General features: G+C 70.8%; 20 protein-coding genes. 9 read left to right on the top strand and 11 right to left on the bottom strand.

The window, feature by feature from the left end; genetic code table 11:
* Nucleotides 1–42 precede the first annotated feature (42 nt).
* From ACIBK6_RS29605 to ACIBK6_RS29595, 3 genes are all read right to left on the bottom strand, one after another.
* Nucleotides 43–2,121, bottom strand: a complete 2,079-nt coding sequence (locus tag ACIBK6_RS29605; RefSeq protein WP_399054479.1) for a SpoIIE family protein phosphatase — start codon at nucleotides 2,119–2,121, stop codon at nucleotides 43–45.
* A 293-nt stretch (nucleotides 2,122–2,414) separates the two neighbouring features.
* Nucleotides 2,415–3,092: a DUF402 domain-containing protein gene (locus tag ACIBK6_RS29600; protein WP_399054478.1), complete on the bottom strand. Its 678-nt coding sequence runs from the start codon at nucleotides 3,090–3,092 to the stop codon at nucleotides 2,415–2,417.
* A 58-nt stretch (nucleotides 3,093–3,150) separates the two neighbouring features.
* The gene (locus tag ACIBK6_RS29595) at nucleotides 3,151–4,542 is read right to left on the bottom strand and encodes a class II fumarate hydratase (protein ID WP_399054477.1); all 1,392 of its coding nucleotides are present in this window, start codon (nucleotides 4,540–4,542) and stop codon (nucleotides 3,151–3,153) included.
* 108 nt (nucleotides 4,543–4,650) lie between these two features.
* Between ACIBK6_RS29595 and ACIBK6_RS29590 the strand changes: the two genes are divergently transcribed.
* Entirely contained in the window at nucleotides 4,651–6,174 is a 1,524-nt protein-coding gene (locus ACIBK6_RS29590) for a ricin-type beta-trefoil lectin domain protein (RefSeq protein WP_399054476.1), read from the top strand.
* A 62-nt stretch (nucleotides 6,175–6,236) separates the two neighbouring features.
* Here ACIBK6_RS29590 and ACIBK6_RS29585 read toward each other — a convergent pair whose 3' ends face one another.
* Nucleotides 6,237–7,907: a fumarate hydratase gene (locus tag ACIBK6_RS29585; RefSeq protein ID WP_399054475.1), complete on the bottom strand. Its 1,671-nt coding sequence runs from the start codon at nucleotides 7,905–7,907 to the stop codon at nucleotides 6,237–6,239.
* Nucleotides 7,908–8,073: 166 nt separating this feature from the next.
* On the opposite strand from ACIBK6_RS29585, the gene ACIBK6_RS29580 reads away from it, so the two are divergent.
* Both ACIBK6_RS29580 and ACIBK6_RS29575 read left to right on the top strand, forming a co-directional pair.
* Entirely contained in the window at nucleotides 8,074–8,775 is a 702-nt protein-coding gene (locus ACIBK6_RS29580) for a DUF1707 domain-containing protein (protein ID WP_399054474.1), read from the top strand.
* Between the two features lie 150 nt (nucleotides 8,776–8,925).
* Nucleotides 8,926–9,279 carry a WhiB family transcriptional regulator gene (locus tag ACIBK6_RS29575; RefSeq protein WP_399054473.1) on the top strand — a complete coding sequence of 118 codons (354 nt, stop codon included), beginning with the start codon at nucleotides 8,926–8,928 and terminating at the stop codon, nucleotides 9,277–9,279.
* 77 nt (nucleotides 9,280–9,356) lie between these two features.
* Here ACIBK6_RS29575 and glpX read toward each other — a convergent pair whose 3' ends face one another.
* Entirely contained in the window at nucleotides 9,357–10,388 is a 1,032-nt protein-coding gene (gene glpX, locus ACIBK6_RS29570) for a class II fructose-bisphosphatase (RefSeq protein ID WP_399054472.1), read from the bottom strand.
* A 126-nt stretch (nucleotides 10,389–10,514) separates the two neighbouring features.
* Between glpX and ACIBK6_RS29565 the strand changes: the two genes are divergently transcribed.
* Nucleotides 10,515–11,060, top strand: a complete 546-nt coding sequence (locus ACIBK6_RS29565; RefSeq protein ID WP_399054471.1) for a DUF4245 domain-containing protein — start codon at nucleotides 10,515–10,517, stop codon at nucleotides 11,058–11,060.
* 80 nt (nucleotides 11,061–11,140) lie between these two features.
* Here the strand turns inward: ACIBK6_RS29565 and ACIBK6_RS29560 are convergent, their stop codons facing one another.
* From ACIBK6_RS29560 to ACIBK6_RS29545, 4 genes are all read right to left on the bottom strand, one after another.
* The gene (locus tag ACIBK6_RS29560; protein WP_399054470.1) at nucleotides 11,141–11,731 is read right to left on the bottom strand and encodes a malonic semialdehyde reductase; all 591 of its coding nucleotides are present in this window, start codon (nucleotides 11,729–11,731) and stop codon (nucleotides 11,141–11,143) included.
* A 390-nt stretch (nucleotides 11,732–12,121) separates the two neighbouring features.
* Nucleotides 12,122–12,352, bottom strand: coding sequence for an exodeoxyribonuclease VII small subunit (locus tag ACIBK6_RS29555; protein ID WP_399054469.1), 231 nt, complete (start codon nucleotides 12,350–12,352; stop codon nucleotides 12,122–12,124).
* A gap of 10 nt (nucleotides 12,353–12,362) precedes the next feature.
* Nucleotides 12,363–13,577 (bottom strand): exodeoxyribonuclease VII large subunit, encoded by a 1,215-nt coding sequence (gene xseA / locus ACIBK6_RS29550; protein WP_399054468.1) that lies wholly within the window; start codon nucleotides 13,575–13,577, stop codon nucleotides 12,363–12,365.
* Between the two features lie 9 nt (nucleotides 13,578–13,586).
* Nucleotides 13,587–15,023, bottom strand: a complete 1,437-nt coding sequence (locus tag ACIBK6_RS29545) for an APC family permease (RefSeq protein ID WP_399054467.1) — start codon at nucleotides 15,021–15,023, stop codon at nucleotides 13,587–13,589.
* A gap of 140 nt (nucleotides 15,024–15,163) precedes the next feature.
* Between ACIBK6_RS29545 and ACIBK6_RS29540 the strand changes: the two genes are divergently transcribed.
* Entirely contained in the window at nucleotides 15,164–16,153 is a 990-nt protein-coding gene (locus ACIBK6_RS29540) for a 4-hydroxy-3-methylbut-2-enyl diphosphate reductase (RefSeq protein ID WP_399054466.1), read from the top strand.
* Nucleotides 16,154–16,224: 71 nt separating this feature from the next.
* Nucleotides 16,225–16,995: a polyphosphate--glucose phosphotransferase gene (gene ppgK, locus ACIBK6_RS29535; protein ID WP_399054465.1), complete on the top strand. Its 771-nt coding sequence runs from the start codon at nucleotides 16,225–16,227 to the stop codon at nucleotides 16,993–16,995.
* Nucleotides 16,996–17,088: 93 nt separating this feature from the next.
* Here ppgK and ACIBK6_RS29530 read toward each other — a convergent pair whose 3' ends face one another.
* Nucleotides 17,089–17,658: a DUF6542 domain-containing protein gene (locus tag ACIBK6_RS29530; RefSeq protein ID WP_399054464.1), complete on the bottom strand. Its 570-nt coding sequence runs from the start codon at nucleotides 17,656–17,658 to the stop codon at nucleotides 17,089–17,091.
* Between the two features lie 210 nt (nucleotides 17,659–17,868).
* On the opposite strand from ACIBK6_RS29530, the gene ychF reads away from it, so the two are divergent.
* From ychF to ACIBK6_RS29515, 3 genes are all read left to right on the top strand, one after another.
* Entirely contained in the window at nucleotides 17,869–18,957 is a 1,089-nt protein-coding gene (gene ychF / locus ACIBK6_RS29525; protein WP_399054463.1) for a redox-regulated ATPase YchF, read from the top strand.
* Nucleotides 18,958–19,078: 121 nt separating this feature from the next.
* The gene (locus ACIBK6_RS29520) at nucleotides 19,079–19,654 is read left to right on the top strand and encodes a DinB family protein (RefSeq protein WP_399054462.1); all 576 of its coding nucleotides are present in this window, start codon (nucleotides 19,079–19,081) and stop codon (nucleotides 19,652–19,654) included.
* Between the two features lie 42 nt (nucleotides 19,655–19,696).
* A protein-coding gene (locus tag ACIBK6_RS29515) for an IS5 family transposase (protein WP_399054461.1) occupies nucleotides 19,697–20,514 on the top strand; the annotation gives its coding sequence in 2 pieces (ribosomal slippage) (nucleotides 19,697–20,039 and nucleotides 20,039–20,514; 819 coding nt in all).
* A 52-nt stretch (nucleotides 20,515–20,566) separates the two neighbouring features.
* Here ACIBK6_RS29515 and ACIBK6_RS29510 read toward each other — a convergent pair.
* Nucleotides 20,567–21,082 carry a GNAT family N-acetyltransferase gene (locus tag ACIBK6_RS29510; protein WP_399054460.1) on the bottom strand — a complete coding sequence of 172 codons (516 nt, stop codon included), beginning with the start codon at nucleotides 21,080–21,082 and terminating at the stop codon, nucleotides 20,567–20,569.
* Between the last annotated feature and the right edge of the window lie 76 nt (nucleotides 21,083–21,158).

Raw genomic sequence — 21,158 nt, 5'->3', positions numbered from 1 at the left:
CCCCCGAGAGGGGTGGGGGCCGTCGGTATTCCGGGCCGGTGTTCAGCTACGGGTGGGCAGTTCGAACCAGACCACCTTGCCGCCGGACAGCCGGGTCGCGCCCCACCGTCTGGCGAGGCGGTTCACCAGGAACAGGCCGCGCCCGCCCTCGTCGGTCTCGCGGGCCCGGCGCTGCCGGGGCAGCTGCGGGGAGTCGTCGCCGACCTCGCAGCGCAGTACGTCGGTCTTGAGCAGCCGCAGGGTGACCGGCCGCTCGGCGTACCGCACGGCGTTGGTGACGACCTCGCTGACGAGCAGTTCCACCGAGTCGGTCAGCTCCTCCAGGCCCCAGCGCTCAAGCGCCCTGCGGGCGAGCCGGCGGGCCCGGCCGGGGGCGGTCTCCTCCGGGTCGAGGAACCAGTACGCGACATCGCTCGGCGCGATCCCGTCGAAGCGGGCGGCGAGCAGCGCGATGTCGTCGTCGCGGTCGCCGGGGCCGAGCATGTCGAGCACGTCGTCGCAGAGCGCCTCCAGCGGCGGCGAGTGGTCCGGTCCGGTCAACTGGGCGGTCGCGGCGAGCCGTTCACGCAATTGCTCGATGCCGGTCCACACGTCGCGCAGCCGCGACTCGACCAGGCCGTCGGTGTAGAGCAGCAGCGTGGCGCCTGACGGGGCGTCCAGCTCCACCGCCTCGAAGTCGACCCCGCCGACGCCGATCGGGGCGCCCGGCGGCACCCGCAGGACCTCGGCACGGCCGCCGAGGTGCAGCAGCACCGGTGGCGGGTGGCCCGCGTTGGCGATGGTGATGCGGTGCGCGACGGGGTCGTACACCGCGTACAGGCAGGTCGCCATGCGGTCGGTGCCGAGCCGCTGGGCCTGCTCGTCCAGGTGGTGCAGCACCTCGGCGGGCGGCAGGTCGAGGCCGGCCAGGGTCTGGGCGGTGGTGCGCAGCTGGCCCATGATCGCGGCCGAGGTCATGGAGTGGCCCATCACATCGCCGACGACGAGGGCGACCCGGCTGCCGGGCAGCGGGATCGCGTCGTACCAGTCGCCGCCGACCCGGGCGGTCTCGGCCGCCGGCAGATAGCGCGAGGCGAGCCGCACCCCGGTGGGCTGCGGGAGGCTGTCGGGCAGCATGGTGCGCTGGAGCTCGTCGGCGATGTACGCCTCACGTCCGTACAGCACGGCCTTGTCGATGCCGAGGGCGGTGTGCGTCGCCAACTGGGCCGCCACCAACAGGTCGTTGGCCTCGAAGGCGGGCCGTTCGGGGCCGCGCACGAAGACGGCGGCGCCGATCACCCGCCGCCGGCCTCGGAGCGGCGCGAGTATCGCGCGCCGGCCGCCGGGCACCGTACGGTCCGGGCCGAGCAGCTCGGCGAGGGCCGCGCGGGCGGCGGGGGACTCGGCGAAGACCGGCCGCACCCCGCGCAGCACCTCGTTCAGCTCGCCGCCGGTGCGCACCTCGCACAGCTCGGAGGCGGGCGTCAGGTCGGGGCCGGGGCCGAGCACCGTGAGGCCCTCGGCCTCGGCGCTCTCGCTCAGCGCCTCGTCCACTAAACGCAGCCGGTCGGTACGGCGAAGGCGCAGCACGAACGGGGTGACCGGACGCTCGTCGCCGACCGGCAGCGGGTCGCGCAGATGGACCAGGATGGCGTCGGAGAAGGTCGGCACGGTGGCCCGGCACAGGCCGAGCACGATCTCGTCCAGGTCGATGCCGCGGGCGATCCGGCGGGTCGCGGCGCCCACGAAGCGCAGCCGGTCGCCCTCGCGGCGGGCCACCGCGGCGGCGTCACCGGGGCCCGCGGACCCCGAGCCGCCCTCGCCCGGGACGGCGGGCGCGCCCAAGGCGGGCACGGCCGATGCGGCCGCGGTGTCCCGGCCGCCGCGCTCGGGCTGGCCGGGCACGGAGGCGGTCACGCCACCGCTCCGGTCGGCGGCGCGGGCGCCCAGCGGGGTGCGCTTGGCCGCGCCGCGCGCGCCGTCCTGGCCGGAGCCACCGGCGCGGGCATCCGGCAGCTCCGCGCCCGGATCCGGGGCGGCCGCGGCGGGCGGGGCGTCACCCGGTCGGGGGCGGGTCTGCTCGGTGGGCCGGGCGATGTCCTTGCGCCGGCTCTCGTGCGAGGTGGGCTGGGGCTCCGTCACGCGTCGGGTTCCGTCCGTCCGGGATGAGACATCCGCCCTGCCGCGAGCGGCGGCAGGTGCAGCGACAGGGTAAGGATGCGCGATGGGGTCGCTCCACGCGGTATACCGTTCCCCAAGTTCTTGCGGAGCAGTACGGGCCCCGTCCGGGCGGCGGCGACACCGGGCATGCTCCACCCCCCTGTGGTGACATACGGTCAATTCTCGCACCGGGACTGCCGATTACTGCTGCCGACCCCTGCGAAGTCCTGCGGAGGACGATCCTACGTTTGAACCCCGGGGGCGCATCAAGGGTCTCACGACGGCATATGCGCCGGGGTGCGATCCCAGTCCGCCGGGAGCGCGGGAACGGGCCACCGGGGATCCGGCCGCCACGCCTCCCAGCCGTCCGAGAACGGCCAGCCCCACGCCTTTATCACCCCGACCGCGGCGCTCCCGGCCTCCCGGACCCGCCCGGCCTGCTCGCCGTCCATCAGGCCCACCCGCTGGGCCTCGGCGAACTCGTCCTCGTCCAGCCAGCGCCAACTGCGGTCCGGATGGACGGAGATGTCGAGGAAGTGGTCGGCGGAGTCGATGCCGCCGGACCACCGTACGCGCGGCTCCTCCAGGTTCACGTACCAGTTCTTGAAGCGCCAGCCCCGTTCCCAGAAAAGCCACACCGACCACGGCTCGCCGGGGCGCGCCAGCTTGAGCACGCCGCTGCCGAACCACTGGGAGCGCTCCGTGGTGCGGGCCGCGGTGTAGCGGGTGGCCAGCGGTTCCTGGTGCACGGGCCGGCCGTCCGCGAGCACCGGGCGCACGCATTCCGTGCCGGGCGCCATCCACACCGCGAGCAGCTCGTCGGTGTCCTGGACGACCGTCACCGGACGGCAGATGTGGAACTGGCCCTGGAGGCCAGGGGCGTGGTCGCGGTAGCGCCAGAGGATCTGGTCCCCCGGCGCCCAGTGGCGGGTGCCGCCTCCTGTACCTGTCATGTGCAGATATTAGGGAGTGCGGTCAAGGCCACGCTGCGACCCAGATCACCCGGTGCCGTTACGGCCGGGTCATCCGCAGTACGTCCAGGGCCTCATCCAGTTGCTCGACGGTCAGGTCGCCGCGCTCGACGTACCCCGATTCGAGCACCACCTCGCGGATGGTCTTCCGTTCGGCGAGGGACTTCTTGGCGACCTTCGCGGCCTGTTCGTACCCGATGTACTGGTTGAGCGGGGTGACGACGGAGGGCGAGGACTCGGCGTACTCGCGGGCCCGCTCCACGTTCGCGGTGATCCCGTCGACGGTACGGTCCGCGAGCAGCCGGGACACGTTGCCGAGCAGCCTGATGGACTCCAGGAGGTTCTTGGCGATCACTGGCAGCATCACGTTGAGCTCGAAGTTGCCGGCCGCGCCCGCCGTCGCGACGGTCGCGTCATTGCCGATCACCTGGGCCGCGACCATGAGAACGGCCTCCGGAATGACCGGATTGACCTTCCCGGGCATGATCGAGGAGCCCGGCTGGAGGTCGGGAAGACTGATCTCGGCCAATCCTGTGCGCGGCCCCGAGGCCATCCAGCGCAGATCGTTGGCGATCTTCGTGAGCGAGACGGCGACGGTGCGGAGCTGTCCGCTGGTCTCCACCAGACCGTCGCGCGCGCCCTGCGCCTCGAAGTGGTCCCGCGCCTCGGTCAGGGGCAGTCCGGTGGTCCGCGCGACCTCGGCGATCACGGCCGCCGAGAACCCGTGCGGGGTGTTGATGCCGGTGCCAACTGCCGTGCCCCCCAAGGGAAGTTCGGCCAGGCGGGGCAGCGAGGAGCGCAGCCGCTCGACGCCGTAGCGCAGCTGCGCCGCGTAGCCGCCGAACTCCTGGCCCAGGGTCACCGGCGTGGCGTCCATCAGATGCGTACGCCCCGACTTGACCACGTCGGCGAACTCGGCCGACTTGCGCTCCAGGGCGGCGGCGAGGTGGTCGAGCGCCGGGATCAGATCGGCGGTGACGGCGGCCGTCGCGGCGATGTGGATGGAGGAGGGGAAGACGTCGTTGGAGGACTGCGAGGCGTTGACGTGGTCGTTGGGGTGGACGTCGCGGCCCAGCCTCTCGGTGGCGAGAGTCGCCACCACCTCGTTCATGTTCATGTTCGAGGAAGTACCGGATCCGGTCTGGAAGACATCGACCGGAAAGTGCTCGTCCCAGCGGCCCTCGGCGACCTCGGTGGCCGCCTCCGCGACGGCGCCCGCGATGTCCTTGTCGAGCACCCCGAGCTCGGCGTTGACCTTGGCGGCGGCCGCCTTGACGCGGGCCAGCGCCTCGATGTGGGCCCGCTCAAGGCGCTGCCCGGAGACGGGGAAGTTCTCCACCGCCCGCTGCGTCTGCGCGCGCCACTTGGCCTGCGCGGGGACCCGCACCTCGCCCATCGAGTCGTGCTCGATCCGGTAGTCCATCTCGTTCATGTTCGCTGAACCTCCACACAAAGTTGAGCAGTTGTCTTGTTCTGGCTATTCCCAACACGCCTTACTGGCCAGTAAATACCGGTGGTAACTAATAACCGGGGAGGCGCAATGAGGCGCACCAGGCACAGACTTCGCTGTACGTTCGCGGCCGCCGTGGCCGCGGCGGCGGCCTTCGGGGGCATGGCCGCCACCGCGACCACCGCGCACGCCGCTGCCGCACCGTCCGCACAGTCCACCCCGCTCTCGCCCGAGCTGGAGAAGATCCGGGCGGCCGAGGCCACCCAGCTGTACGGCGACGCCGCCGAGCGGCCCATGGCGGACCGCAGGACCGGGCTCATCTCGCTCGGCGACAGCGAGATCTCCGGTGAAGGCGTCGGCACCTACGAGGCCGGCACCAACGGCCCCGACAACTGGTGCCACCGCTCGCCCGACTCCGCGATCCACCGCACCGGCATCCCGGCCGACGAGACGTACAACGTCGCCTGCTCGGGCGCCTACACGGGCAACATCAGGATCGGCGGGACCAAGCAGTACGCCGACGAGCTGGTCCAGAGCGACAGCCTCGCCATCAAGGCCCGCAACACCCGCATCAAGATGGTGCTGCTGGTCGCCGGGGCCAACGACGACCTCCAGTTCGGCCCGGTCATGACCGACTGCGTCGAGCGCTATCTGCTGCTCCAGGGCCCGTGCCAGTCCAAGTACGAGCCCGGCTGGCAGGCCCGGGTGGACGGCCTCGTGCCCAAGGTCGAGCAGACCGTCACCGACCTCAAGACCGTGATGCGCGACGCCGGTTACGCCGACGGCTCGTACAAGCTCGTGGTCATGGGCTACCCGAGCCCGATCGGCCCGGACTTCCACGACAACCCGGACTTCCCCGGCAAGCTCGCCTGCGGCGGACTCGGCTACGACTCCGACACCGTGTGGGGCCGCAACACCGCGGTGCCCGCCTTCGAGGTCGGCATGCGCAAGGTGGCCGCCGACACCGGTGTGACCTACCTCGACAACTCGCGGCTCTTCAACGGCCACGAGGTCTGCATGGAGGACACCTGGGCCCGCGGCCTCTACATCGACCTCTCCAAGCCCGGACTGCCGGACGCGAACTCGGTCCGCCAGTCCTTCCACCCCAACTACCGGGGCCACGGCGCCTTCGCCTCCTGCCTCACCCAGATCTACGACTCCGGTGCGCGCGAGGCCAGTTGCGCCGACCCCGCGTCCACCGGAACCGCGCAGCTCTACCCGCTGGCCTGGGACGACGCGTACCGGCCGCTGAAGAACGAGGCGACCGGCAGCTGCGTCGATGTCACCGCGGCGAGCAGCTCCAACGGTACGGCGGTCGGCGGCTGGGACTGCCACGGCGGCCGCAACCAGGGCTGGTGGTACGACGGTGACCGCAAGTCGGTCCACACCCAGCTCACCCAGGACCGCTGCCTCGACGTGCCGGGGGCGAAATACACCGCCGGCGCCCAGCTGATCATCTGGAACTGCTCGGGCGCCGCCAACCAGGAGTGGGTGCGCCAGTCCGGCACCCTGCGCCCGGCCGCGTCCACCGGCCTGTGCGCCACGCTGGGAGCCGCCAAGGACCCGCTGACCCTGCGCCCCTGCGACGGCACAGCGAGCCAGCGCTTCGCCTGACCCAACCCGACGATTCGGCCCCGCCCGGACAGCCGGTCCGCGGCGGGGCCGAGGAGTCGGAGCTACGCCTGCCCGGCACCCCGCACGGGGATGTTCAGGAACGTCGGCGGCTCGGCAGGTGCCTGGAAGAAGTCATTGCCCTTGTCGTCCACGACGATGAACGCCGGGAAGTCCTCGACCTCGATCTTCCACACCGCCTCCATGCCGAGCTCCTCGTACTCGACGACCTCGACCTTCTTGATGCAGTCCTGGGCGAGCCGCGCGGCCGGGCCGCCGATGGAGCCCAGGTAGAAACCGCCGTGCGCGTCACAGGCGTTGGTGACCTGCGCGGAGCGGTTGCCCTTGGCCAGCATGACCTTCGAGCCGCCCGCCGCCTGGAACTGCTCGACGTAACTGTCCATCCGGCCGGCCGTGGTGGGGCCGAAGGAGCCCGAGGCGTACCCCTCGGGGGTCTTCGCCGGGCCCGCGTAGTACACCGGGTGGTCCTTGAGGTACTGCGGCATCTCCTCGCCCGCGTCGAGCCGCTCCTTGATCTTGGCGTGCGCGATGTCGCGGGCCACGACCAGCGGGCCGGTCAGCGAGAGCCGGGTCTTCACCGGGTACTTGGTGAGCTCGGCGAGGATCGCGTCCATGGGCTGGTTGAGGTCGATGCGTACGACCTCGTCTTCATCCGCGTTCAGGTGCTCGTCGGTCGTCTCCGGCAGGAAGCGCGCCGGGTCCCGCTCCAGCTCCTCCAGGAACACGCCCTCCGCCGTGATCTTCGCGACGGCCTGGCGGTCGGCCGAGCAGGACACGGCGATCGCGACGGGCAGCGAGGCGCCGTGCCGCGGCAGGCGCACCACGCGCACGTCGTGGCAGAAGTACTTGCCGCCGAACTGCGCGCCGATGCCGATCTTCTGCGTCAGCTCGAAGACCTTCTTCTCCAGCTCCTCGTCCCGGAAGCCGTGCCCCAACTCCGAGCCCTCACAGGGCAGTTCGTCCAGGTAGTGCGCGGAGGCGTACTTGGCGGTCTTCAGCGCGAACTCGGCGCTGGTGCCGCCCACCACGATCGCCAGGTGGTACGGCGGGCACGCGGCGGTGCCCAGCGAACGGATCTTCTCCTCCAGGAACTTCATCATGGAGGCCTCGTTGAGGACGGCCTTCGTCTCCTGGTAGAGGAACGACTTGTTGGCCGAGCCGCCGCCCTTGGCCATGAAGAGGAACTTGTACGCGCCGCCGTCCGTCGCGTACAGCTCGATCTGCGCGGGCAGGTTCGAGCCGGTGTTCTTCTCCTCCCACATGGTGAGGGGAGCCATCTGCGAGTAGCGCAGGTTCAGCTGCGTGTACGCGTCGTAGATGCCGCGCGAAAGGGCCGCCTCGTCGCCGCCCTCGGTCAGCACGTTCTGACCGCGCTTGCCCATGACGATCGCGGTGCCGGTGTCCTGGCACATGGGCAGGACGCCGGCCGCCGCGATGTTCGCGTTCTTCAGGAGGTCGAGCGCGACGAACTTGTCGTTGCCGGACGCCTCCGGGTCGTCGATGATCTTCCGGAGCTGGGCGAGGTGCGCCGGGCGGAGGTAGTGCTGGATGTCGTGGATCGCCTCGGCGGCCAGCTTGCGCAGCGCCTCCGGCTCGACCTTGAGGAACGTACGGCCGTCGGCCTCGAAGGTGGCGACACCCTCGGTGGTCACCAGGCGATACGGCGTGGTGTCCTCTCCCAGGGGGAGAAGGTCGGAGTACTGAAACTCTGGCATTGCGGCCATTCCTCACTCGGCAGACAGCTGCTGGACCTCCATTGGCACAGCACCCACCAGCGTATGCCGCCCCGAAAGCGCCGATCCTGTGAGGTAGGGCTCAGTCGACTGGCTCGTTCCATCCCGCGACTAGTCGCGATCTATCGCGTTTGGGTACGCTGGCTCCGTGGACCTCGAAAAGCACGCTCAGCCGGACCCCGCGGAGCCCGCGAAGGCCGACCGCACCCAGCATGCCGAGCCCCCGGCGCTGCGGGCCTCCGACGCCGACCGGGACCGGACCGCCGACATCCTGCGCGACGCCCTCGCCGAGGGGCGCCTCGACTCCCAGGAGCACGCCGAGCGCATCGACGCGGTCTACCGGGCCAAGACGCTGGGCGAACTCCAGCCCCTGGTCCAGGACTTGCCGGCGGCGGGCGAGCGGCGCCGCCCGGCCCTCGCGCCCCTCCCGCGCGAGGCGGCGGAGGCCGGGGCGCCCGACGTCGCCGCCGAGAACCTGGTCGCGGTGTTCTCCAGCTCCACCCGCAAGGGCCGCTGGCGGGTCGGCCGCCGCACCAACGCCTTCTCGTTCTTCGGCAGCGTGGAGATCGACCTCACCGAGGCGCTCTTCGCGCAGCGGCTGACCGTCATCAACGCGACTGCGATTTTCGGCAATGTCGAGATCCGGGTGCCCGAGAACCTCAGCCTGCGCGGCAGCGGCACCGGAATTTTCGGCAACTTCGAGGTGGTCGCCCTCGAAGCCGACGATCCTGAGGCACCGGTGGTCGTCGTCAATGGATATTCGGTCTTCGGCAGCATCGAGGCCAAGCCGAAGCGGGGCTGGCGCATCGCCGATCTCCACGGAGCGCTGCGCAAGCGCCTCGGTCCCTGAGGGCCGGACCGGCGCGCGGCGGCGCCCGGATCAGGCCATCGGCGCGCGAGCGAAGTTCCGCACTACGGAACTCAGTGCATAGGCCCGCGTACAGCGGGTAGGGACTGTCGCATCGTCGCTCGCTCGCGAAGCCGTCGTCAGGAGTAGACCGTGCCGCATCCGCCGCATCATTCCTTGCAGGTCGCCGCCGTTCCGCCGCAGCGCGGTCCAGCACGGGAGGATCAGGCGGGCCCATGGCATGCGGAGGCGGTCTGCCGCCGGGACGAGGCAGGCCTGTTCTTCGCCCCTTCGAAGGAGCCGACGGCCGCCCGCCTCTCGCGCGAGGAGGCCGCCAAGCGCGTCTGCGCCCGCTGTCCCGTGATGGTCGAGTGCCGCGAGCACGCCCTGCTCATGCCCGAGCCGTACGGCGTCTGGGGCGGCCTGACCGCGGCCGAGCGCCGGGTGGTGCTCGCCCGCCGGCGCCGTCGCGAGGTCGAGCTCAAGAAGTCCGTGTCCGCCGCATAGCCCTGCGTATGTGAAGGGGCGCCCCCGCCGCACAACGGGGACGCCCCTTCACATACGCAACTCGCTTGCCTTCGCGGCTACTTGGCCCGGTCGAAGTCGATCGCGCTGTACGCGCGCAGCTTGGACAGCCGGTGCGTCGAGTCGATCTGGCGGATGGTGCCGGACTTCGAGCGCATCACCAGGGACTGGGTGGTCGCGGTCTCGCCGCGGTAGCGGACCCCACGCAGGAGCTCGCCGTCGGTGATGCCGGTGGCGACGAAGAACACGTTTTCGCCGCTGACCAGGTCGTTCGTGGAGAGCGTACGGTCCAGGTCGTGCCCGGCGTCCAGCGCGCGCTGCCGCTCGGCCGCGTCCTTGGGCCACAGCTTGCCCTGGATGACACCGCCCAGGCACTTGATCGCGCAGGCGGAGATGATGCCTTCCGGGGTGCCGCCGATGCCCATGAGCAGGTCGACGCCGGTGCCTTCGCGCACGGCCATGATCGAACCGGCGACGTCGCCGTCCGAGATGAACTTGATGCGCGCACCGGTCTCCCGGATCTCCTTGACGATGCCCTCGTGGCGGGGGCGGTCCAGGATGACCACGGTGACGTCCTCGGGCGAGGAGTTCTTGGCCTTGGCGACCCGGCGGATGTTCACCGAGACCGGGGCGTTGATGTCGACGAAGTCGGCGGCCTCCGGGCCGGTGACCAGCTTGTCCATGTAGAACACGGCGGACGGGTCGAACATGGTGCCGCGGTCGGCGGCGGCGAGCACGGCGATCGCGTTCGGCATGCCCTTGGCGTTCAGGGTGGTGCCGTCGATCGGGTCGACGGCGATGTCGACCTCGGCGCCGGTGCCGTCGCCGATGCGCTCCCCGTTGTAGAGCATGGGGGCTTCGTCCTTCTCGCCTTCACCGATGACGACGACGCCGTTCATCGAGACGGTGGAGACGAGGGTCCGCATCGCGTTGACCGCGGCGCCGTCCGCGCCGATCTTGTCCCCGCGGCCGACCCAGCGCCCGGCGGCCATGGCGGCGGCCTCGGTGACCCGCACCAGTTCCAGCGCGAGGTTGCGGTCGGGGGCCTCCGGGGAGACCTTGAGTTCGGACGGCAGATGATGCTCGGTCATCGGAGCGCACCTTTCTGTACGGCGACGGCCGCAGATAAAGAGGGTGCTTGGACTCTATCGGCACGTCGACAAATTGAGCAGAGGGGGCCACGTATGAGCGGCGACATGACCTGAGACCATGGGGTCGTGGCAGGAACGCGCAGCAGCAAGCAGACAGTCCGGAACATGCTGCAGTCGCTGGCGGTGATCGGCATCGCGGCGGCTGTGATCTATGTGTTCATTCCGCACGACGACTCGGGCGTCCCCGTCAAGGCGGTCGACTACAAGGTCGAGCTCACCACCGTGCGCCGGGCCGCTCCGTACCCGGTGGCGGCCCCGGTCGGCCTGCCCGACCAGGAGAAGTGGCGGGCGACCTCGGTGTCGTACGACGGCGCCAAGGGCAACGCCTGGCACCTGGGCTTCCTCGACCCGCAGAACCAGTACGTGGCCATCGAGCAGTCGACCGCTCCGGTCGAGAAGTTCGTCGCCGAGGTCAGCAGGGACGCGGCGAGGACCGAGAAGTCGGAGCGGATCGCGGGCGCGACCTGGACCTACTGGAACGGCTCGAAATACGACGCGCTCGTCCGCCAGGACCACGGCTCCACGACCGTGGTGACCGGCACGGCGCCGTACGCGCAGCTGGTGGCGATGGCGGGCGCGCTGGAGTCGAAGAAGACCCCGCCGACGGGCTGACGGCGGTACGCGACGCATACGACGAGGGCCGCCGCACCATTCCGGTGTGGCGGCCCTCGTCGTATCGGTCGCGCGTCGACTCAGACGGTCGTGACGACCTGGTCGTACTCCAGGCGCGGGCTGCGCGGGAACCAGGCGTCCTCGCCCGGCTTGCCGATGTTGACGACCATCAGCGGGGTGTGGTCGTCGTCCAGGAACTCCTTCTGTACACCGGCGAAGTCCAGACCGGTCATCGGGCCCGCGGCCAGGCCGGCGGCGCGGACGCCGATGATGAAGTACGCGGCCTGCAGCGCGGAGTTGAGCAGGGCCGCACCCTCGCGGACCGGGCGCTCGGAGAAGAAGGCGTCCTTGGCGGCCGGGAAGTGCGGGAAGAGGGCCGGGAGCTCCTCGTGGAACTCGTTGTCCGCGGCGAGGATCGCGACCAGCGGGGCGGTGCGGGTCTTGGGCTGGTTGCCCTCGGCCATGTGCTTCACCAGGCGCTCGCGGGCCTCGTCGGAGCGGACCAGGACGATGCGCAGCGGGCTCTGGTTGAAGGCGGTCGGGCCGTACTTGACCAGGTCGTAGATCGCCTGGACCTGCTCGTCGGTCACCGGCTCGTCGGTGAACGTGTTGGCGGTGCGGGCCTCGCGGAAGAGGAGGTCCTGGGCGGCGGGGTCAAGGGCGAGAGACATCTGGGAAACACCTTCCGGGCTGCTGATCAAGCGATGTCTCCGACGGTACGGCAGGATTAGGTTAACTTTCAACTAAACCCGGGTTCGGGTGATCAGCCTCACAGGGGCTGGGCCCCGGGTGCCCTGTGCCCTCGCGGCGCAGCCGCACAATGTCACGGCCCCGCGCGCCTTGAAGGGTCCGATTTCGGCTGCGGACCGTGGCCGGCCGCTCGCGCAGTTCCTCGCGCCCCTGGCGGCACTGGTGCCGGCCCGCATCGGCATGTTCGGCCCGCCTCGACGCGGCGCTGGCCAGAAGCCGCACCTTCAGCCCGTCCGGCGATTGAGGACGAGCGCCCTTTGGGCGCGAACGGGGTCTGGGGCGGAGCCCCGGAGGTCCGGCACCCCGGGGACTCAGTCCTCCTCGGTCGGTTCGGCCAGCGCCGCGTCGAGGCGGGCCCGGGCTCCTTCGAGCCAGCGGCGGCACACCTTCGCGAGCTCCTCGCCCCGCTCCCAGAGCGCCAGCGACTCCTCCAGCGTGGTGCCGCCGGCCTCCAGGCGCCGTACGACATCGATCAGCTCGTCCCGCGCCTGCTCGTACCCCAGCGCCGCATCGCCCGATGCGGCCTCGTCCCTCTTGGCCATGCGATCCACCCTATGTCCGCGGTACGACAGTGACGTGCAGCTCGCCCTCGGCGACCCGGGCCCGCAGGTCCTCCCCGGCGGACACCTGGCCGGGGGAGCGGACCACCTCGCCCCCGGCCCGCTGGAGCACCGCGTACCCCCGCTCAAGAGTGGCCGCGGGCGACAGCGCGACCACCCGGGCGTGGGTGTGCGACAGTTCCGAATCGGCCCGGTCCAGGAGGTGGCCGAGCACCCGGCGCGAGCGGTGGAGCAGCGCGTCCACCTCGTCGGCCCGGTCGTCCACCATCCGCTGCGGCCGCTCCATCCAGGGCCGGCCGAGGACCCCGGCGAGCCCCCGCTCCTCGCGGTCGACCAGGCCGACGACATGGCGGCGCGCCCGGTCCCGCAGCAGACGGACCCGGTCGAGCTCCTCGCCGACGTCCGGCACGACCTTCTTCGCCGCGTCGGTCGGGGTGGACGCCCGCAGGTCCGCGACCAGATCGAGCAGCGGCGCGTCCGGCTCGTGCCCGATCGCCGAGACGACCGGCGTACGGCACTCGGCGACCGCCCGCACCAATGGCTCGGCCGAGAACGGAAGCAGGTCCTCCACGCTGCCGCCGCCCCGCGCCACGATGATCACGTCGACGTCCGGCAGCCCGTCGAGCTCCTGCACCGCCTGGACGACCTGCGGCACCGCGTGCACCCCCTGCACCGCCACGTTGCGCACCTCGAAGCGCACCGCGGGCCAGCGCCGCCGGGCGTTCTCCAGCACGTCCCGCTCGGCCGCCGACGCGCGCCCCACGACGAGCCCGACGAGCTGCGGAAGGAAGGGCAGCGGCCGCTTGCGGTCCAGCGCGAAGAGCCCCTCCGCCGCCAGGCTCCGCTTCAACTGCTCAAGCCTGGCCAGCAGTTCACCGATGCCGACCGGCCTTATCTCCACCGCCCGCAGCGAGAGCTGGCCGCGCGGCGCGTACCACTCCGGCTTCGCGTGGATGACGACGCGCGCGCCCTCCGACACGACGTCGGCCACCGCGTCGAACACCTGGCGGTAGCAGGTGACGCCCACCGAGATGTCGTGCGCGGGGTCGCGCAGTGTCAGGAACACCACGCCCGCGCCGGGCCGTCGCGAGAGCTGGGTGATCTGCCCCTCGACCCAGACCGCCCCCAGCCGGTTGATCCACCCCCCGATGAGGCGCGACACCTCGCCGACGGGAAGCGGCGCGTCCGCACTCGTATTCAGAGCCATGTACGCAGGCTAGTCCGCGCCACTGACAGTCCCGCCGGGCGTCGGGCCCCCGGACCCCGAGCCCCCGCCGGGCGTCGGGGGCTCGGGGTCCGGGCCGGCTTGGTGGCCCCACTGCATGGCAAGCACCACCAGGCCCACCGCCAGCCAGCCCAGGCCCACCAGCTGGGCCGCCGCCGTGGCTTCCCAGATCACCGCGATGATGACGGCCGCGCCGAGCACCGGAATCACCATGTGGCTCAGCCAGTTGGGGGCGCCCGCCATGCGGCGCACCGCGTACCAGCCGACGACGGAGGCGTGCAGCAGGAAGAAGGCGGTCAGCGCGCCCATGTCGACCACCGAGACCAAGTGGTCCATGCCGTCGGCGCGGCGGGCCGCCCACACCGCGGCCACCAGAGTGACCACCGCGGCGAGCAGCAGCGCCGCACGCGGCACCCCGGAGTCGGTCCGCGACAGGACGCGCGGCAGCCGCCGGTTGCGCGCCATCGCGAAGACGAGCCGGCCCGCCGCCGCCTGCCCGGCGAGCGCCGCGAACGCCGCCCCGATCGCCTTGCTGACCGCCACCAGGGTGTGCAGCCAGCCGCCGACCGAGGCCTCCACGGTGTCGTAGAAAGCCGAGCCCTGCTTGGCCGGATCGGCCGCGAGCCGCGCCGACGACATCGGTTCGAGCAGGGCCGCCAGATAGGACTGCGCGACGAACAGGACCCCGGCGAGCACCAGGCAGAACAGCACCGCCCGCGCCACCTTCGCCGAGCCCCCCGTCACCTCCTCGGCGAACGTGGCGATCGCGTCGAAGCCCAGGTAGGACAGGACCGCGACGGACACCGCGCCGAGCACCGCGCCCGGCGAGAACCCGGCGTCGCCGGTCAGCGGCGTCAGCCAGCCCCGCTGCGCACCGTCGCGTACGAGCACGACCACCGCCGAGACCACGAAGACGAGCAGCACCACGATCTCCATCGCGAGCACCGCGAAACCGACCCGGGCCGCGGCCCGTACGCCCCACAGGTTCAGCAGGGTGGTGATCACGACCGCGACGGCCGTCCACACCCAGCGCGAGACGGACGGGACCAGGGAGTTCATCGCGATGCCGGAAAAGAGGTAGGCGACGGCGGGGATGAGCAGGTAGTCGAGCATCGCCATCCACCCGGCGATGAAACCGGGCCCCTCGCCGAGCGCCTTGCGCGCGTACGCGAACACCGACCCGGCCAGCGGGACGACCCGCACCATCTGCGCGTAGCTGAACGCGGTGAACCCCATGGCGACCGTCGCCACCAGATAAACCAGCGCGACAGCGCCGTGCGACTTGGCGTCGAGGGTGCCGAAGATGCCGACCGGGGCCATGGGGGCGATGAAGAGGAGCCCGTAGACGACGAGGTCCCGGAATCCGAGACTCCGCCGCAGCTGCCCGGCGGGTTCGGCCGCCTCGGTCTCCTCGCGTACGCCGCTCATGCAGCCAGTCTCACCGGCCCCGCGATCTTTGGCCCGCCGGGCAAGCCGGTCGGGGGCGCGGGCTCGCGGAGTCGCCCGGCCTTGTCGCGGCGAGGTGCCGGGCCGTGGGGCGCCCGGGGGTGTCGGAGCGCGCCCGTACCATGGGGGGCATGACTGCTACCGCTTCCCGCCGGGTCCTGCTCGCCGCTCCCCGTGGCTACTGCGCGGGCGTGGACCGTGCCGTGATCGCCGTGGAGAAGGCCCTGGAGCAGTACGGGGCGCCCGTCTACGTCCGGCACGAGATCGTCCACAACAAGTACGTCGTGCAGACCCTGGAGAAGAAGGGCGCGATCTTCGTGGAGCAGACGGCGGAGGTGCCCGAGGGCTCCATCGTCATGTTCTCCGCGCACGGCGTCGCCCCCACCGTTCACGCGGAGGCCGCCGAGCGGGGGCTCGCGACCATCGACGCCACGTGCCCGCTGGTCACCAAGGTCCACAAGGAGGCCGTGCGGTTCGCCAAGGAGGACTACGACATCCTCCTCATCGGCCACGAAGGCCACGAGGAGGTCATCGGCACCTCCGGCGAGGCCCCGGACCACATCACGCTGGTCGACGGCCCCGAGGACGTGGCCGGCGTCGAGGTGCGCGACCCGGACAAGGTCGTCTGGCTCTCCCAGACCACGCTCTCCGTGGACGAGACGATGGAGACGGTCGACGCCCTCAAGAACAAGTTCCCGAACCTGCTCTCGCCGCCCAGCGACGACATCTGCTACGCCACGCAGAACCGCCAGGTCGCGGTGAAGAAGCTTGCCGAGGAAGCCCAGCTGGTGATCGTCGTCGGCTCCAAGAACTCCTCGAACTCGATCCGCATGGTCGAGGTCGCCCTCGACGCCGGCGCCCCCGCCGCCCACCTGGTGGACTTCGCCGACGAGATCGACGAAGCCTGGCTGGAGGGCGTCACCACGGTCGGCCTGACCTCCGGCGCCTCGGTGCCGGACGTCCTCGTCGACGGCGTACTGGAATGGCTGGCCGAGCGCGGTTACGGCGATGTCGAGACCGTAAAGACGGCGGACGAGTCGATCACCTTCTCGCTGCCGAAGGAGCTCCGACGCGACCTGCGTGCCGAGGCCGCCGAACTCTCGGGGAAGTAGACCGCTCGGCTCTCCTGGAAGTAGACCGCTCCGGGAAGTGCCGCCCGGCCTCCGCCCGTAACGTGGACCTCATGAAGGCCATGAAGAACGTGTTCGGAGTGGACATCGGCGGGTCCGGCATCAAGGGTGCCCCGGTCGACCTGGACCGCGGCGACCTGACGCAGGAACGCCACAAAGTACTGACCCCGCAGCCCGCCACCCCCGACGGTGTGGCGGGCTGCGTCGCGGAGGTCGTCGGCCACTTCGGCTGGTCGGGTCCGGTCGGCATCACGTTCCCCGGGGTGGTCAGCTCGAACACCGTCCGGACCGCCGCGAACGTCGACAAGAAGTGGGTGGGCGTGGACGCGGCCCGCCTCCTCGGCGACCGCCTGGGGGGCCTGCCCGTCACCGTCCTGAACGACGCGGACGCGGCGGGCGTCGCCGAGATGCGCTTCGGCGCGGGCCGGGGCCGCAAGGGCTCCGTCGTCCTGCTCACCTTCGGTACGGGCATCGGCAGCGCCCTGTTCATCGACGGCCGCCTCGTCCCCAACACCGAACTCGGCCACCTGGAACTGGACGGCCACGACGCGGAGCAGCACGCCTCGACCAAGGTCAAGGAGGACGAGGACCTGAGCTGGCCGCACTGGGCGCACCGGGTCCAGAAGTACCTCGCCCATGTGGAGATGCTGTTCTCGCCCGAACTGTTCATCATCGGCGGCGGAGTCAGCCGCAAGTCCGAGAAGTTCCTGCCGCTGATCAAGGGCATCGAGGCCGAGCTCGTCCCGGCACAGCTCCAGAACAACGCGGGGATCGTGGGCGCGGCGATGGTGGCGGCGGGGGTTGACGGGTCGGCGGGGAGCTGAGCCGGCGGGGGCAGGCGCCCTGAAGGGGCGCGGGGCTGAGACAACGTGGCGCTCCGCCGCGATGGCCGACGGACGCCACTTCCCGCGGAGCGCTCAGCGCCGACCGGGGCTGCGCCGGCGCCCCACCAGCCGTACCTTCCGTACGGTGGCGACCACGCCGGCGACGAGCGTTCCGGCGTACAGCCAGCCCGCGTGCAGGGCGAGCGCGGTGATGACGCCCATCGCCTGGCCGCCGAAACCGCCGGCGCCGCCCGAGACCGGGACGATGCCGACGGCGAAGGCGATGGGTACGCAGATCGGTGCCGTCACCAGGTCGGCGGGCCGCACCCAGAGCGCCGTCACCGCGCTGACGGCCAGGAACAGCATCCCGTACACCGCGGGTGAGCCGTCCAGGAGCAGCGAGTCCAGACAGGCGAGCGCGAACATCAGCGCGGCCGCGAAGAGCCCGCCGCCGAGCCCGGTGAGCCGGGGGGAGGGCAGCCTGCGCAGGGCGAGGATCACGGGCGGCACGCGCCGGCTGCGCCCGGCCGCCCGGTATACGGCGGCGCTCTCGCCGCTCACCGCGGCCCCGGCGGGCACGCCCAGTGGCGCCCGGGAGGGACCCGGCGCCGATGTCCGTGCTCGCTGTCCGTGCTGCGGGGTGCGCGTCCTGTATTGCTCCACCGCACCAACGTAGGTCGCGACAGGGGAGGAACCGTCCATTGGACACGCCCTTTGGGCGAGCTTGGCGCAGCGTTCGACGATCCGGGCCCGTCACGGGCGGTGCCGCGCGCCCCTGAACCGGGCCCGTCACGGTCGGTACCGCGCGCCCGTAAACTGGTGGGCGGTCCACTCTCAGGACCGTCCACCGCCCTCGTACCGGGAAGTCGCCACGTGTCGCTCACGATCGGAATCGTCGGTCTGCCGAATGTCGGCAAGTCGACCCTGTTCAACGCCCTGACCAAGAACGACGTACTGGCGGCCAACTACCCGTTCGCCACCATCGAGCCGAACGTCGGCGTCGTCGGCGTCCCCGACGCCCGGCTCGCCAAACTCGCCGAGGTCTTCGGCTCCCAGCGGCTCCTCCCCGCCACGGTCGACTTCGTCGACATCGCAGGCATCGTGCGCGGCGCCAGCGTGGGCGAGGGCCTGGGCAACAAGTTCCTCGCGAACATCCGCGAGTCGGACGCGATCTGCCAGGTCATCCGTGCCTTCAAGGACGAGAACGTCGTGCACGTCGACGGCAAGGTGTCTCCGAAGGACGACATCGAGACGATCAACACCGAGCTGATCCTGGCCGACCTCCAGTCCGTCGAGAAGGCGGTCCCGCGCCTGACGAAGGAGTCCCGCCTCCAGAAGGACAAGGTCGCGGTCCTGGCGGCGGTCGAGAAGGCCCAGAAGATCCTGGAGGCGGGCGAGACCCTCTTCTCGGCGGGCATCACGAAGGGCACGGAGCAGGGCGACCTCCTCCACGAGCTGCACCTGCTGACCACGAAGCCGTTCCTGTACGTCTTCAACGTGGACGAGGACGAACTGGTCGACGAGGACTTCAAGAACGAGCAGCGCGCGCTGGTGGCCCCGGCCGAGGCGATCTTCCTCAACGCGAAGATCGAGTCGGAGCTCATCGAGCTGGACGACGAGGAGGCCCTGGAGCTCCTCCAGTCCATGGGCCAAGAGGAGCCCGGCCTCGCCACCCTGGGCCGCGTCGGCTTCGACACCCTGGGCCTGCAGACCTACCTCACGGCAGGCCCCAAGGAGACCCGCGCCTGGACCATCCCCAAGGGCGCGACGGCCCCCGAGGCGGCCGGAGTCATCCACACCGACTTCCAGAAGGGCTTCATCAAGGCCGAGGTCATCTCCTTCGCCGACCTGATCGAAGCGGGCTCGGTCCCGGAGGCCCGCGCCCGGGGGAAGGCGCGTATGGAGGGCAAGGACTATGTGATGCAGGACGGGGACGTGGTGGAGTTCCGGTTCAACGTCTGAGCAGATGGAATAACACCACGTTGTTGACGCGGCAAACGTGCAAGTCAGAAGGGGTCGACTCCTCCGGGGGTCGGCCCCTGGATCTTGAGACCACGAGCAGCCCATGGCAGGCTCATGCCGCATGATCGATGAATTCGCGAAGGACAACCTGCACGGGAGACTGCGGCGGGACCGCGAGGCGCTGCTCTGGAAACTCGACGGCTTGTCCGAATACGACGCCCGCCGACCTTTGACAGCGACCGGGACCAACCTCCTCGGCCTGGTCAAACACGTGGCCACCGTCGAGGCCAGGTACTTCGGCGAGGTCTTCGACCGCCCTTCCCCGGAACCGCTGCCCCGGTGGCAGGACTCCAACGGCAGCGATCTGTGGGCGACCGAGGACGAGACCCGCGATCAGATCATCGGGTTCTACCGGCGCACGTGGGAACACTCGGACGCGACGATCAACGAGCTTCCCCTCGACGCCCCCGGCCACGTGCCGTGGTGGGCGGAGGACACGAACCTGTTCGCCATCATGGTCCATGTCCTCGGCGAGTCCATCCGGCATGCCGGGCACGCCGATATCCTGCGCGAGGGCCTCGACGGCCGGACCGGGTTGCGCGCCGAACACGAGAAGCAGATCGACGAGGAAGCCCGTGCAGCCTACTGCGCGAAGATCGAGCAGGCCGCCAGGTCGGCCGCACCAATCAAGGCTTAGAGGTTGTACGTGACGTGATGTTCGTGCGGCATGATGCCGGTCGTGGGTGCTGATCTGTCGAAGCGTCTGGTTCCTGATGAACTCTGGGAACTGGTCGCCCCGTTGCTGCCGTCGTTCGCTGCTCGTCCGCAAGGTGGTGGGACCGCTCCGTGTGACGAGCGGGCCGTGTTCACGGCAGTGGTGTACGCGCTGACCAGCAGCTGTGCCTGGCGGCATCTGCCGCCGACGTTCGGCACGTCGCCCGCCACCGCGCATCGCCGCTTCACGGTATGGACCGAGGCCGGCCTGTGGCGTCGGCTGCACCGGGCGGTGCTGGACGAACTCGGCGCCCGGGGCGAGGTGGACTGGACCTCGGCGATCGTCGACGCGGCCTCCGTTCGCGCCAAAAGGGGGGATCGCTGACCGGGCCGAACCCGGTCGATCGCGGCAAGAAGGGCAGCAAGCTGCACGTCCTGTCCGATGCCCAGGGCATCCCGCTCGCCGTCGCCGTCTTCTGCGCGAACATGCACGACAGCCTCGCCCTCAAACCGCTCATCCGCGGCATACCCGCCGTCCGGTCCCGCCGGGGACCACGGCGGCGCCGACCCGTCAAACTCCGCGCGGACAAGGCGTACTTCTCCGCCGAACACCTGGCCTGGCTGCGCGAGCGCGGGCTCGTCGCACGCATCGCGCGGACCGGCATCGAGTCCGGCGAACGCCTCGGCCGGCACCGCTGGAAGATCGAACGGTCGATCGCTTGGCTCTTCGGCTACCGCCGCCTCACCGTCCGATACGAACGAAAGGGCTCGCACTTCCTCGCTTTCCTCGGCCTGGCCGCCGCCCTGACCTGCTACAAGAAGCTCGCGAAACCTGCCACGTGAGACACCCTCTTAGTGGCGGTCTCCCGCTGTGGGGAACCAAGGCGTCGGTCCGTCAGGGGGTGGTCACCGGGTGCGCGGAGAGATCGATGGTGAACGCCACCCGGTCGAGTCCGGGGCCGTCGTAGTCGGGCTTCACTGCTGAGGCCGTGAAGCCGAGCCGGGTGTGGAATGCCTGCGAGGCGGTGTTCTCCGGGCTGGTGATGCAGTGCACGTAACGGCGCACGTGTGACCGGGCGAGCGCGAAGAAGGCCTGGTAAAGGGCGCGTCCGACACCCTGCCCGTGGAGCGCCGGGTCGACGCCGACGAAGTGCACGTAGGCGGTTTCGGGCGCTGTCTGCGACAGGAAGCCGACCAGGAAGGCGGCGATCTCGCCACCTCCGCGTTCGACCAGGAAGCTCGTGGTGGTGAAGTGCTGGAAGTACAACCGGGGCAGAAGCAGCGCACGTTCCCGCGCTCCTGCCTCCCCTTTCAAACCGCCCCACCACGTGTCCAGTACGGCGAGTACGCGGAGATGGTCCTCGTCGGCAAGGTGCCGGGCCCGCAGGCCTGCGGGCAGATCGACGATCATCCGTCCAGTCTGCCATCCCGCGCGAGACGCATCGTGAACATGTCGGCACTCGGTCCCGGCCGAAGGCCCGGGGCGA

This window comes from Streptomyces sp. NPDC050485, from assembly GCF_044458185.1.
GTDB lineage: Bacteria > Actinomycetota > Actinomycetes > Streptomycetales > Streptomycetaceae > Streptomyces.
This window is presented reverse-complemented; position numbering and strand designations above follow the sequence as displayed.

Coding starts and splice junctions, on each gene's coding strand:
- ACIBK6_RS29600 (WP_399054478.1), bottom strand. CDS start 3,092: ATGACAGGTACAGGAGGCGGCACCCGCCACTGGGCGCCGGGGGACCAG.
- ACIBK6_RS29585 (WP_399054475.1), bottom strand. CDS start 7,907: ATGCCAGAGTTTCAGTACTCCGACCTTCTCCCCCTGGGAGAGGACACC.
- ACIBK6_RS29595 (WP_399054477.1), bottom strand. CDS start 4,542: ATGAACGAGATGGACTACCGGATCGAGCACGACTCGATGGGCGAGGTG.
- ACIBK6_RS29540 (WP_399054466.1), top strand. CDS start 15,164: ATGGGGGGCATGACTGCTACCGCTTCCCGCCGGGTCCTGCTCGCCGCT.
- ppgK (WP_399054465.1), top strand. CDS start 16,225: ATGAAGGCCATGAAGAACGTGTTCGGAGTGGACATCGGCGGGTCCGGC.
- ACIBK6_RS29590 (WP_399054476.1), top strand. CDS start 4,651: ATGAGGCGCACCAGGCACAGACTTCGCTGTACGTTCGCGGCCGCCGTG.
- xseA (WP_399054468.1), bottom strand. CDS start 13,577: ATGGCTCTGAATACGAGTGCGGACGCGCCGCTTCCCGTCGGCGAGGTG.
- glpX (WP_399054472.1), bottom strand. CDS start 10,388: ATGACCGAGCATCATCTGCCGTCCGAACTCAAGGTCTCCCCGGAGGCC.
- ACIBK6_RS29555 (WP_399054469.1), bottom strand. CDS start 12,352: ATGGCCAAGAGGGACGAGGCCGCATCGGGCGATGCGGCGCTGGGGTAC.
- ACIBK6_RS29560 (WP_399054470.1), bottom strand. CDS start 11,731: ATGTCTCTCGCCCTTGACCCCGCCGCCCAGGACCTCCTCTTCCGCGAG.
- ACIBK6_RS29510 (WP_399054460.1), bottom strand. CDS start 21,082: ATGATCGTCGATCTGCCCGCAGGCCTGCGGGCCCGGCACCTTGCCGAC.
- ACIBK6_RS29545 (WP_399054467.1), bottom strand. CDS start 15,023: ATGAGCGGCGTACGCGAGGAGACCGAGGCGGCCGAACCCGCCGGGCAG.
- ACIBK6_RS29520 (WP_399054462.1), top strand. CDS start 19,079: ATGATCGATGAATTCGCGAAGGACAACCTGCACGGGAGACTGCGGCGG.